The organism is uncultured Kordia sp. (assembly GCF_947489565.1).
Taxonomy (GTDB): domain Bacteria; phylum Bacteroidota; class Bacteroidia; order Flavobacteriales; family Flavobacteriaceae; genus Kordia.
This window is the reverse complement of sequence record NZ_CANLEA010000005.1, coordinates 179,448-192,675: the sequence shown is the minus strand read 5'-3', so window position 1 is coordinate 192,675 and position 13,228 is coordinate 179,448. Positions and strand designations below refer to the sequence as shown.

Genomic DNA, 13,228 nt, shown 5'->3' with positions numbered 1-13,228 from the left:
ATTATTTTCTCCCGTTTAATCCATTATTATTTCCACATTGTTGAGGACATGGTTTGGTATAATCGTATACAAATTGACCAGCAGCTTCATCAATCATATCATTTCCTTTTGCGTCTACGCCTACAAGAAGAAGATGGCAAACTCCAGTTCCATCAATTCCTAAATATCCTCTCATATTTTCTATTCCTAGTTCCGCACGAGCTTCATTAATATCTGCCATAGGTATAAAGAAACCATCAATATCTTGAATCGATGTTCTATTTCTCCAAGCTTTTGTCCAGTCTTCTGCTGTGGATAAAGGAATTGCATTTGTTGGGTAAACGATTCCTTTTTTTTGTTCTCCGAATTTTGAATCCATAATTATTAAATTTTGTAGTTAGTATGGTTTAAAAATAGTAAAATATATGGTTCTACTTTCTACAATTCTTACTTAAAAGAATAATTTTTATTTAGAATTACGTACTTCTACGTGTTTTTATTTTTAAGTGATTTGACCTCTGTAATCATAACATAATAGATATAATTTTGAAACACTGGTATTTAATAAAAAATGCTATCTTTATTTTTTTAACCTTATAAACTATATTATTATGGATCCATTTATCGGAGAAATTGTTATGTTCGGAGGAAATTTTGCACCAAGAGGTTGGGCATTATGTAACGGACAATTATTAGCTATCTCATCAAACTCGGCTTTGTTTTCTATTTTAGGAACAACTTATGGAGGAGATGGTAGAACTACATTTGCTTTACCTGATTTACGTGGTAGAAGTGCTATTCACCCAGGAACAGGACCAGGTTTGTCTACAATTAAGCTAGGACAAAGAGGTGGTGCTGAGTACCATACGTTAAATGTATTAGAAATGCCTAATCACTCACATAGTGGAGCTACGTTAAAAGGTAGTATTATGGTAAATGATGAAGACGCAACTACAGATGATCCTGCTAATGCAAATTTTGGTGTAGCACAGGCAAGTGAAGGAGATGTAAGTCCATACAATGCTATAAATAATAATGCAGCAATGGCAGCTAACTCTGTTTCTGTTACAGGAAACACATTAGCGACAGGAGGTAATCAATCTTTCTATATTAGAAATCCATTTGAAGGTGTAAACTTTATCATTGCAATGCTTGGAGTATATCCATCAAGAAGCTAAAATTTGGGCTTTTATAAAATCGAATTAATTAACATTAAAAAAATATATTATGAATCCATTTTTAGCGCAAATAGTAATGTTTGCCGGAAATTTTGCTCCAAGAGGTTGGGCATTATGTGACGGACAATTACTGCCAATAGCATCTAACCAAGCGCTTTTTTCACTTTTGGGTACTACGTACGGAGGTGATGGAAGAACAACGTTTGCTTTGCCAGATTTAAGAAGTAGAAATCCAATCCATGCAGGTCGTGGTCCAGGATTGTCTGACATCAAATTAGGACAAAGAGGTGGTATTGAAACAAAAACACTAACTCTTCTAGAGTTACCTAATCACTTCCATAATGCTGGAAATATGAAAGGTAGCATTGGTGTAAACGATGAAGATGCTACTACTGACGATCCTGCTGCTGGCAATTTAGGGGTAGCACAAGCTAGTAACGGAGATATTAGTCTGTACAATACGGGTATAACTGCTACTACAGCAATGGCACCTAACTCTGTTCAAATAACTGGTAATACTGGGGCTTCTGGTAATAATCAACCATTTAATATAAGAAATCCTTTCTTAGGTATTAACTATATTATTGCAATGCAAGGAACTTTTCCTTCAAGAAGCTAATTAAAAATTATACTCCTCTCTGAAATTCAATTTTTAGAGAGGAATTTTAACTTAACATTAATTATTCCCTAGCAGTTTGTAGGTATCTTTTTTAATTTACTATCTTTACTGTTTAAAAATCCTAAACAATATGAAAACAAAATTACTTTCTTTATTGGTTTTAATACCAATTTTTTTATTTAGTACCGGTGCGTTAGCACAAACAACTTTAGCTCCTGGAGATATTGTTGTTATTCAATTACAAGGAGATGATCCCGATTCTTTTGCATTTGTAACTTTTGTAGACATAGATGCTGGAACTGGAATTTTCTTTACAGATTGTGGAGTAAGTTCTGTAACAGATCAATTTAGATCACCTGCATGTACAGAAGGTGCTAGAAAATATACTGCTCCTGCTGGAGGTCTAGATGCTGGTGATATCATAAAGTATTCTGGTGGAGGAACTGATTTTACAAATTATTCTGATAGTAGAATAACTGGAACTAACTTTTTATTATCAACTGGTGGAGATCAAATTGTAGTATTTCAAGATACTGGAAATCCTGTTGGTGGAACAAATGCTGCTAGCAATCCTACTTTTATATATATTTTAAGTTCTGCTTCAACTCTTTTTACAGGAGATCCTACTGATAGTAATGAAACTTCATTACCTTCTACATTAAGCAGTCCTGTTAGCGCTTTAGCTTTAGGAGCAAACACTGGAGTTGATAATGAGTTTGACAATGTAATTTACAACGCTTCATATGATTTTTCTGGTTTTACTACAGAAGCTGAAGCTATTAATTCTGCCAAAGCTTCTTTTCAAAACCCTAGTAATTACCTGCAAGTTAACACATTAGACGCTAATCATAGTAATGCTGTTTTAGCAATGCCAGATCAATTAAATTTAATGGTTTTATCAACTGAAGAGGTTTTAAGTAATTCATTTGCAGTATATCCAAATCCATCTGATGGAAATATTACAATTCGTAACTCAGGTGTAGCATTACAAAATGTTACAATTACTGACTTGAATGGTCGTACAATGGGATCATTTGAAATGAATGGAATTACTACAAATACAGATTTAAGTTTAAACTTAAATACTGGAATGTATTTCATGAAGTTAACAACGAATGATGCTTCTACAACTAAGAAATTAATTATCAAGTAATTCTTGATTTTAATATAGCATAAAAAAACGGATACATTTTGTATCCGTTTTTTTATATCATACTTATAAAGGCTTGGAGTTCTTCTTATACACTAAATTTTTCATTTTGAATGTATCTCGACTGCGCTCGATATGACACGCTCGGAGTGATCACTATTTATTCCATCATGAATGAGAATATGATTTTTTATAGCTAACTCGCTTTCTTTAGATTTTTTTCTAATAGCAAATTCTTTCATTTAATATTACTGAGTTGCTTCAAACCTTACGAAAACAAAGAGAATGGCTGTACTTTTTGCTATTTTTATTTCCTGATTACTGACTTTTATTTGAAACGTGTACAATCCCACGAAAGTGTGAAGAATAGGGATTAGGGATAAAAAAAACGAGCACTAAAAGCACTCGTTTTTCTATATTTTATATGAGATTGAATTACTTTTTACTGTCAATCCACTCGTCTACTAAATCGCTTAGTACATTTAACGGCACTGCTCCATTGCTTAACACAACTTCGTGAAACTCGCGAATATCAAACTTCTCTCCTAACTTTTCCTTTGCATTTTTTCTGAGGTCAATGATTTTGTTCATTCCAACTTTATAAGCCGTTGCCTGACTTGGCATTACAATATGTCGCTCTACCATTTTTATAGCATCCGACTCTGCATTTGGCGTATGTGAAGTGTAATAGTTGATTCCTTCCTGACGTGTCCATTTGCGTGCGTGAATTCCCGTATCTACTACCAATCTACATGCGCGCCACAATTCCATTGCCAATCGTCCAAAGTCTGAATACGGATCGCTATAGAAGCCCATTTCTTTTGGAATGAACTCAGAGTATAATCCCCAACCTTCAATATACGCTGTATAACGCCCAAATTTTCTGAACATTGGTACGTTTTCTAATTCTTGTGCAATGGCAATTTGCATGTGATGTCCTGGAATTCCTTCGTGATAGGCTAATGCTTCCATTTGGTAACTTGGCATAGCTTCCATAGCGTACATGTTTGCATAATATGTTCCTGGTCGTGAACCGTCTAATGCTGGTTGTTGATAGAATGCTTTTCCTGCAGATTTTTCGCGGAAAGCTTCTACGACCTTTACCTGAATATCCGCTTTTGGTTTGGTAATGAACAATTCGTTTAAGCGAGATTTCATAGTGTTAATCATCGCTGTAGCTTTGTCCATATATGCTTTTCGCCCTTCATCTGTAGCTGGGTAATAAAATTGTTTGTCGTTTTTCATGAAGACAAAAAACTCATTTAAGTTTCCTTTGAAACCAACTTGATGCATGATTTTTTTCATTTCGCTATGAATACGATCTACTTCGCGCAATCCAAGCTCATGAATTTCATCGGCAGTCATATTTGTCGTTGTCGTACGTTGTAAGGCTGTGTTGTAAAACTCCATTCCGTTTGGAAATTTCCATGTACCATCTTCATCGGTTGCACGTTTTCTTTGTTCTTCTAGTAATAGAATTAAAGAACCGTACGCTGGACGTACTGAGTTTAACAAAGCATCTTTAGCCAGCATTTCTAACTTTTTACGATCGGCATCTTCTAAGGCTAAAGCAGCTATTTTAGATGTAAAATCATTCCAAAGCGTACTGTTTTTATTGCTGTTGTCAAATGGTTTTCCTTTGATGATATTTTCACAATCACTAATGACATGATCAAATACAAATTTTGGAGGCATGATTCCAGCTTTTTCACGGCCTTTTAGGTTTCCTTCCAATTGTGTGAAAAGATTGTTCATTCCTATTAAACGTGAGATATAGGCTTTGGCATCTCCTTTATCTTTTATTTGATGCATATTGATTAAAAAGGCTGGAATTTCTGCTTGCATTCCATGCATCTGGTTCAATGGATAGTTATACAAACGATATTTATAATCATTGATTTGATTTTCAACATCTTGCTTGTATAATTTATAACTCAATGCTGCATCTTTATTTAAAGCAGCTACATCGATATTTTCATTGAGCCATTTTAAACGATCTTTGGCTACTTGCAGGCGCTTTTCTTCGGCTGCAGCTGAAATATCGTCCCATTTTCCATAATCGGTTTTATCTCCAATACGCGTTTGCATTTCTGGCGAATCTTTTAAGTCTTGCTTAAATTGTTCTTGAAACCAATTATTTAAACGTGTTGAATGTTCAGTAATTTCTGCTTCTGTGTATGTTTTTGTAGTTTCTTTTTTTTCACTTTCACAAGCAATAAAACTTGTAAAAACTAGAAGCATTACTAAACTTTTGGTGATCTTCTTCATATACTTATTCGAGTTGATTTATTTCTTTTTATTGAATTTATCAATACCATCTTGTAGCCACTTTTCATATTCTACTGGATTCGGTGTATAGGCAACAGGTTCTGTTAAATCATTTCCATTTACATCTTGAATCACATATAATGGTTGTGCATTGGTATTGTAGCGTGTTTGTTGAAATTCTTTCCACTTATCTCCTATCGTACGAACATTATTTCCTGTTAATTTTGATTCATATTGCTCTTCTTTTGGAAGCTTCGTTCTGTTATCTGCATATAAAGAGATTAAAACAACATCGTTTTTAATCATGCTCAAAATATTTCCTTCTGTCCACACTTGCTCTTCCATTTTTCTACAATTTACGCAAGTTACTCCAGTAAAATCAATCATTACTGGTTTGTTTACTTTTTTAGCGTATTCTAGTCCTTTTTCGTAATCTAAGAAGGCAATAATTCCATGTGGTCCTTCATGCGATACTTCTTCTTCTAGTTTAGGTTGATCTTTATGATTTGCATCAGAATAATTCACATTAGCCTGTACATTCTTTTTATAACCTACTCCGTATGGAGATTCACTAAATCCATTCATTGGTGGTGGAAAACCACTAATCATTTTTAATGGCGCTCCCCATAATCCTGGCAGCATGTATAGTGTAAATGCCAATACTAGCATTCCTAAAGAGGCTCTTCCCACTGATATTTTTTGCAATGGACTGTCGTGTGGCAATTGAATTTTTCCAAAAAGATATAAGGCAAGCGTTCCAAAAATAGCAATCCAAATCGCTAAGAATACTTCTCTGTCTAAGAAATGTGTTTCTAAAACGATATCTACCATTGATAGGAACTTGAACGCAAAAGCAAGTTCTAAGAAACCTAAGAATACTTTTACCGTATTTAACCAACCTCCTGATTTTGGTAAAGAATTCATCCATGCAGGGAAAATAGCAAATAATGCAAACGGAATTGCAATAGCACAAGAGAATCCTAACATACTAATAATTGGTGTGATTCCTCCTATTGTAGCTGCTTCTAATAAAGCTGTTCCTGCAATTGGAAATGTACATGAAAACGATACAATCGCCAATGCCAATGCCATAAAGAAGATTCCTATAATTCCTCCACGATTCGATTGTTGGTCTACTTTGTTCATCCAGGAATTAGGTAACATAATTTCAAATGCTCCCATAAACGAGAATGCAAAGATCATTAAGACTAAAAACATGATCAAGTTAAAGGTAACTCCTGTGGAAATGTCGTACATGACATTCGATCCAAATAGTGCAGAAATAGCGGTTCCTAAACCTGTATAAATTACGATAATGAATAATCCGTAAAGTATTGCATTTCTAATTCCTGTTGACCTATTTTTACTTTGCTTCGTAAAGAAACTTACGGTCATAGGAATCATAGGAAATACACATGGTGTTAGTAATACTCCAAATCCGAGTCCGAAAGCAATAAAGAATGTAGCCCACAAGCTTCTCTTAGAATCTCCTTTCCCAGATTTTTTAACGGCTTTCGCTGTCGTCAAGTTAAACTTAACTTCTTTAGCAGTTGGTGGTAAGCATTTTTCATCATCACATACCATGAATACTACTTCTGCAATGATATCCTTGATATTCTTATCTGTTACCTTTACTTTTTGAGTAAATGTTGCCTTTCCTTCGTAAAAAGAAATATTTTTATTGAAGACCTTATCAAATACTTCTTTGGTTTCTGATTCTTCTACGTTTCCTACAGTTTGATAACCTTTACCTGCATCGATAAAAGAAAACTCAGTTGGAAAAGGACCATCGTCTCCATAACTTTTTTGTGAGTATAAATGCCATTTGTCTTCTACAGTAGCATCCATGACTAGCTCATATTCGTCATCAGACAGTTTGTTTACAGAGCCTTTCCATTGTACTGGATCAAATATTTTTGATTGTTGATTTTGAAGTACATTTTCTCTTCCTGGAATTTCAAAGGTGAATTCTTTATCTCCTAAAACACATTTTTCATCGTCACAACTTTGATAAATCACTTCAGAAGTAATTGTAGTCAAATTGGGGTTTGTGACTTCTACTTTTTGTGTGAAGGTTGCAGTTCCGGTAAAATATGTAAGTTCTGCTTGAAATACTTTATCAAACTTGGTAATTCCTTTACTTTCCTCGTTTTTCCCTACCAGTTTAAAATCACTGACTTGTTGAATTGAGTCATACATAAACTCTGTTGGAAAACCACTTCCTTCTCCCAAATACTGAGAATACAAACGCCATTTTGTTTGAATTTCAGCTTTGTAAATTAGGTTGAATTCGGTGTCCGAAATTTGTTCAATCTCAGAAGTCCATTGTACAGGATCGTTCATTTGTGCATGTACCGCAAAGCTGGACACACATAAAAGTAAGAGCGTAATTAATTTTTTCATTGCAATGTTAGCTTAATAATTGTGTTAGTTGGTTTGGTTAATTTGTACCGATTATCGGAGCGTTTTCCAATAATCCATACAATGTTTTCTCCACTACAAAGCAACCATTGATTCTCCTTATCAATCAACGAATACTTTTCATCTTTGAAGTATTTGCTTAACTTTTTCTTTCCTTTCATACCGAATGGATAAAAATAGTCTCCATTTTGCCATTTTCTTACGATTAATGGAAACTTTAACATCTCTTTTTCAACATATAAGACGTTTTTTCCTGTATCAGTTATGCGCGTTACTTCTTCGATTTGTAGTCGAATAGGTGTTTTTATTATTGATTCCGAATCGTTAATTAGAATTTCGGAAGCAGTTTCTTCATTTGTGCGTTTTTGAATTAACAAATACGCTCTGTCTTTAATCAATCGATAGTTGGGTGAAAATAATTGTTTCCCACTCTGTCCTGTCAACAAATCTGAAATATCGTCCCAAGCATTAAATCCAAATTCTTTGAGCAATTCATAAGTATATGCTTTCGGATTTGCGAGTTTTTGTAATTCGTCAATTTCAATTCTATACTGACCGTCTGCAACATTTTCTACAAATTGTTCCCGAAGCTTTTGAACACTTTCGTGAAGAATGTCCTTGCTTTGACGCAGATATTCTTGTGTTTTTTCGAAATTGTCCATAAACGCTGGATTCAATTCTTTTAACAACGGTACAATATCATGTCTTATTTTATTGCGAATGTATTTTGTAGAAGCATTGCTGCTATCTTCTCGCCACTGCAAATTATGTGCTTCTGCATATGCTTTGATATCACTTCGCGTGAATGTTAATAGTGGACGTACAATATTTTCGTTTTGCTGAGGAATTCCAGTTAAACCTTCAATTCCTGTTCCGCGTGACAGATTGATTAAGAACGTTTCCAGTGCATCGTCTTTGTGATGCGCTGTTAAGATATAATCGTATTCATAGGTATTGGCAATTTCCTGAAACCACTCGTAACGCAATACTCGTGCAGCCATTTGAATGGAAATTTTTTGAGTATTTGCAAAATTTTCTGTTTCAAACTTCTTGGTAAATACTTTTACATTCCAGTTGGCGGCTAATTGCTTTACAAAACTTTCATCACCATCACTTTCTTCTCCTCTCAATTGAAAATTACAATGCGCAAAAGCAACTGAAAATTTCAAATCATAAAAAAGTTTTGCCAATACTACGCTGTCCAATCCTCCACTGATGGCAATCAATAATTTTGACGCCTTCAAAAATGATAAATGCTCAGCAATATGTTTCTCTATATTTCCTAGCAAACGAATAGATTAAACAGAGTAGAACCCTTATTATACTTACTGTTCCCAAAGATAATTAAATAGACGAATTAACCATGAAAACGACCTAGAAATGTTACCAAAGTGTTATGTTTCTCACAAGAATTTGAGAAAAAAGAGAATCGTTTTACTTCAAAAAATTAGATAAAAAGACCATTCTAATTTATGATTCTAAAGCTTCGCGCATGGCTTTTGCCTTTATTAAACATTCTTCGTATTCTTTTTCAGGAATAGATTTGGCAGTAATGGCACCGCCAACCGAATACGAAACGTATTTTTTTGTGCTGTTGTAAAGAATAGAACGAATGACCACATTGAAATCGAAATCATTGTTTGGTGTAAAATAACCAATGGCTCCAGAATAGATACCGCGTTTGGTTTCCTCTAAGTTTTCTATGATTTGCATCGCAGAAATTTTTGGAGCTCCAGTCATACTTCCCATTGGAAAGGTAGTTTTTAAGATTTCGATAGGATTTTGTGTTTCTGTAACTTCAGAAACTACTGTGGAAATCATTTGATGTACTTGATCAAAGGTATATATTTTGCAAAGCTCAGGCACTTGTACGCTTCCTTTGATGGCCGTTTTTGACAAATCGTTTCGTACCAAATCGACAATCATGATGTTTTCTGCACGTTCTTTTTCGTCGTTTCTTAGATTTTCTATGAATTGTTGATCTTCCTCCGCATCTTTTGAACGTTTTGCAGTTCCTTTGATGGGCTGCGAAATAATTTTTGTGCCTTTCTTTTTAATGTAACGTTCTGGCGAAGCCGACAGAATATACTTGTCTTCCAATCGCATATAGGTTGCAAAAGGCGGTTTTGAAATGGAATTTAAATGTGTATATGTGGAAAGCGGATCAATCTCAGCATTTTCTGCATAGAATTCCTGACAAAAATTTGCTTCATAAATATCACCACGATGAATATGCGCAAGCATTTTTGTTACTTTCTCATGATATTCATCTTTATGAATTCGAAGTTTTATTTTGGGACGATGTTCTTTGTTAGAATCCTCATGATTGAATACTTCTTGATCAATTTTTGTATTCAAAATTGTATGAACGTCACTTTGCAATTCATCATCAACCATTGATAAATAATGAACTTCAAGCATGTTCCCTTTCAGAAAGAATACTTTTTTAGGTTGAAAGAAATACAATTCTGGAAAGTCTAAACCATCATGATTTTGTGAAATTAAGTTTTCAACATCATTCTTTAAATCATACGATAAATACCCGAAAATCCAGTCGTTAGTTATTTTTTGATATTCTTCTAGTTTTTGAAAACCATTGACGGCATCTGTTTGTAAAAGCGTCAATGCATCTACCGCAAGTATCGCATCATATTCATTGCTTTGCGAGTGATACTTATTAGAATCGAGCCAAACCACTTCGTGATATTGTTGACTCCATAACAACAATTGTTGCTTTATAGATACTGAGTTTTCTAGGGAAAATTTTAACGTGACTCTCAAGAATTCAAGTTTAAGCTGCTAATTTCACAATTACTAAGCAGTTTGCCAAATCTTTATGGTTTGTTTGTGCATTTATGTGTGCTTTGTTAGTGTTTGGCGTTTGTATTTTTTTAATGAAAGACTTTTAAAAACAAAAAACCTTGAACATACATCCAAGGCTTTCCAAATGAAATAGTAGCAATACTATGACACTATAACGCCAGTTGTAAGTTATTTAGTATATACTATTTGTATTTTTCTTTAAAATTATTTCAAAAAAAAGCTCCAAACTTTCGTTCAGAGCTTTTGTATGATTAAAAACGTGCTTGTTTACTACTAAGCGTTGTTTTCTTTTTTGATTAAGTTTAAGGCAGAACCTTCATTGTACCAGTCAATCTGACTTTGGTTGTATGTATGATTCGCTAAGATTACGTCTTTGCTTCCATCTGCATGAACTGCTTCAATTGTTAATGGCTTTCCTGGCGCAAATTCGTTTAAGTCTAAGAAGTTGAACGTGTCATCTTCTTGAATTAAATCGTAATCATTTTCATTTGCAAAAGTTAATCCTAACATTCCTTGTTTTTTCAAGTTTGTTTCGTGGATACGTGCAAATGATTTTACAATTACTGCTGCCACACCTAAGTGTCTTGGCTGCATCGCTGCATGCTCACGAGAAGAACCTTCTCCGTAGTTGTGATCTCCAACAACTATTGTTTTGATTCCTGCTGCTTTGTATGCTCTTTGCGTTTTTGGAACAGCATCATATTCTCCATCTAACTGACTTTTTACAAAGTTCGTTTTCATGTTGAATGCATTGACAGCTCCAATTAACGTATTGTTTGCAATATTATCTAAGTGCCCGCGGAAACGTAACCATGGTCCAGCCATAGAAATATGGTCAGTTGTACATTTCCCGTGTGCTTTGATCAATAGTTTTGCTCCTGTAATAGCATCTCCAAGTGGTACAAAAGGAGTTAATAGTTGTAAACGTTCAGAATCATCCGCTACGGTTACGACTACGCCACTTCCGTCTTCTTCTGGTGCTAAGTATCCGTTATCTTTTACATCAAAACCTTTTGGAGGCAATTCCCATCCTGTTGGTTCGTCTAACATTACTTCTTCTCCATTTTCATTGATCAATGTATCAGTCATTGGATTGAAATCTAAACGACCTGCAATTGCGATTGCCGCAGTAATTTCAGGAGAAGCTACAAATGCATGTGTATTTGGGTTTCCATCTGCACGCTTAGCAAAGTTTCTGTTGAATGAGTGAACAATACTGTTTTTTGGTGCATTTTTAGGATCGCTATAACGTGCCCATTGTCCGATACAAGGTCCACAAGCGTTTGTAAATATTTTGGCGTCTAGTTTTTCGAATATATCTAAGATTCCGTCACGTTCTGCTGTGTAGCGTACTTGTTCTGATCCTGGATTGATTCCTAATTCAGACTTCATTTTTATTCCTTTGTCTAAAGCTTGTTGTGCAACAGAAGATGCTCTTGATAAATCTTCATACGAAGAGTTCGTACAAGAACCAATTAATCCCCATTCTACTTGAAGTGGCCAATCTTTTTCTTGTGCTCTACCTGTCATTTCTGAACCAACTGTTGTAGATAAATCTGGCGTAAATGGTCCGTTTAATAATGGGCCAAGTTCTGATAAGTTAATTTCAATAACTTGATCAAAATATTGCTCAGGATTTGCATACACTTCTGCATCTCCTGTTAAATAGTCTTTTACTTCGTTTGCTGCATCAGCTACATCTGCTCTATCGGTTGCACGTAAGTAACGTTCCATAGATTCATCGTATCCAAATGTTGAAGTTGTTGCTCCAATTTCAGCTCCCATGTTACAGATGGTTCCTTTACCTGTACAAGACATTGATACAGCTCCAGGTCCAAAATATTCTACGATAGCGCCTGTTCCTCCTTTTGCAGAAACAATTCCGGCTACTTTTAAGATGACATCTTTTGGTGCTGCCCAACCAGAAATTTTTCCAGTTAATTTTACACCTATTAATTTAGGAAATTTTAATTCCCAAGGCATTCCAGCCATTACGTCTACTGCATCAGCTCCACCTACTCCAATGGCAACCATTCCTAATCCACCAGCATTTACTGTATGCGAATCTGTTCCGATCATCATTCCGCCTGGAAAGGCATAATTTTCTAATACTACTTGGTGAATAATTCCTGCACCTGGCTTCCAGAATCCGATTCCGTATTTGTTTGATACTGACTCTAAGAAATTAAATACTTCACTACTGTTATTCATTGCAAACTGTAAATCGGTAGTTGCACCAACTTTTGCTTGAATTAAGTGATCACAGTGAACGGTTGTAGGAACTGCTACTTTGCTTTTCCCAGCTTGCATAAATTGCAATAATGCCATTTGTGCGGTTGCATCTTGACAAGCGATACGGTCTGGAGCAAAATCTACATAGTCTTTTCCTCTAACAAACGCTTTGTTTGCCGTTCCATCCCATAAATGTGAGTATAGTATTTTTTCTGAAAGTGTTAATGGTTTACCAGTAATTTCGCGTGCTTTGTCTACACGTTCCACTATTGTTTCGTAAACCTTTTTTATCATGTCAATATCAAAGGCCATATATTCGTTTTTTAGTGTTTTTGAAAGTCCAGCGAAATTACGAAATTATCTTGATTTTTAAAAATCAACAGTATAACATTATTTTGAGCGAATTATTTTTACCAAATATTCAATTTTGTTGAATTAAATTTAAAATTGGATAAAAAAAACACTTCAAATTACGAAATTCATAATTTAGGCGTTTAAAATTTCGATATCCTCAAAAATACACGAAATTGATATGTTTCTTTGATAGTATTTGAATGG

The 13,228-nt window shown here is 34.7% G+C and carries 9 protein-coding genes; 3 read left to right on the top strand and 6 right to left on the bottom strand.

The features are described from left to right. Position 1: 1 nt before the first annotated feature. On the bottom strand, positions 2 to 358 hold the full coding sequence (locus Q0845_RS08580; protein WP_298511758.1) for a hypothetical protein: 357 nt from the start codon (positions 356 to 358) through the stop codon (positions 2 to 4). 232 nt (positions 359 to 590) lie between these two features. Here Q0845_RS08580 and Q0845_RS08575 point away from each other — a divergent pair, with 232 nt between their 5' ends. The 3 genes from Q0845_RS08575 (at position 591) to Q0845_RS08565 (ending at position 2,929) form a co-directional block, all read left to right on the top strand. Beyond that, a complete protein-coding gene (locus tag Q0845_RS08575) occupies positions 591 to 1,157 on the top strand; it encodes a phage tail protein (RefSeq protein WP_298511756.1) in 567 nt (188 codons plus the stop codon). Between the two features lie 49 nt (positions 1,158 to 1,206). Continuing rightward, positions 1,207 to 1,776: a phage tail protein gene (locus Q0845_RS08570; RefSeq protein WP_298511754.1), complete on the top strand. Its 570-nt coding sequence runs from the start codon at positions 1,207 to 1,209 to the stop codon at positions 1,774 to 1,776. Between the two features lie 130 nt (positions 1,777 to 1,906). Further along, the gene (locus Q0845_RS08565; protein ID WP_298511752.1) at positions 1,907 to 2,929 is read left to right on the top strand and encodes a T9SS type A sorting domain-containing protein; all 1,023 of its coding nucleotides are present in this window, start codon (positions 1,907 to 1,909) and stop codon (positions 2,927 to 2,929) included. Positions 2,930 to 3,361: 432 nt separating this feature from the next. Here the strand turns inward: Q0845_RS08565 and Q0845_RS08560 are convergent, their stop codons facing one another. The 5 genes from Q0845_RS08560 to Q0845_RS08540 all read right to left on the bottom strand — a co-directional run bounded on the left by Q0845_RS08560 (position 3,362) and on the right by Q0845_RS08540 (position 12,982). Then, positions 3,362 to 5,194: a DUF885 family protein gene (locus Q0845_RS08560; protein ID WP_298511750.1), complete on the bottom strand. Its 1,833-nt coding sequence runs from the start codon at positions 5,192 to 5,194 to the stop codon at positions 3,362 to 3,364. Positions 5,195 to 5,212: 18 nt separating this feature from the next. Continuing rightward, positions 5,213 to 7,597 carry a thioredoxin family protein gene (locus Q0845_RS08555; RefSeq protein WP_298511748.1) on the bottom strand — a complete coding sequence of 795 codons (2,385 nt, stop codon included), beginning with the start codon at positions 7,595 to 7,597 and terminating at the stop codon, positions 5,213 to 5,215. Then, complete coding sequence (gene tilS / locus Q0845_RS08550; protein ID WP_298511745.1) at positions 7,594 to 8,904, bottom strand: tRNA lysidine(34) synthetase TilS; 1,311 nt, start codon at positions 8,902 to 8,904, stop codon at positions 7,594 to 7,596. The genes Q0845_RS08555 and tilS overlap by 4 nt, the downstream gene beginning before the upstream one ends. Positions 8,905 to 9,085: 181 nt before the next feature. Then, the gene (pabB, locus tag Q0845_RS08545; protein WP_298511743.1) at positions 9,086 to 10,396 is read right to left on the bottom strand and encodes an aminodeoxychorismate synthase component I; all 1,311 of its coding nucleotides are present in this window, start codon (positions 10,394 to 10,396) and stop codon (positions 9,086 to 9,088) included. Positions 10,397 to 10,711: 315 nt separating this feature from the next. Next, complete coding sequence (locus Q0845_RS08540; RefSeq protein ID WP_298511741.1) at positions 10,712 to 12,982, bottom strand: aconitate hydratase; 2,271 nt, start codon at positions 12,980 to 12,982, stop codon at positions 10,712 to 10,714. Positions 12,983 to 13,228: the final 246 nt, after the last annotated feature.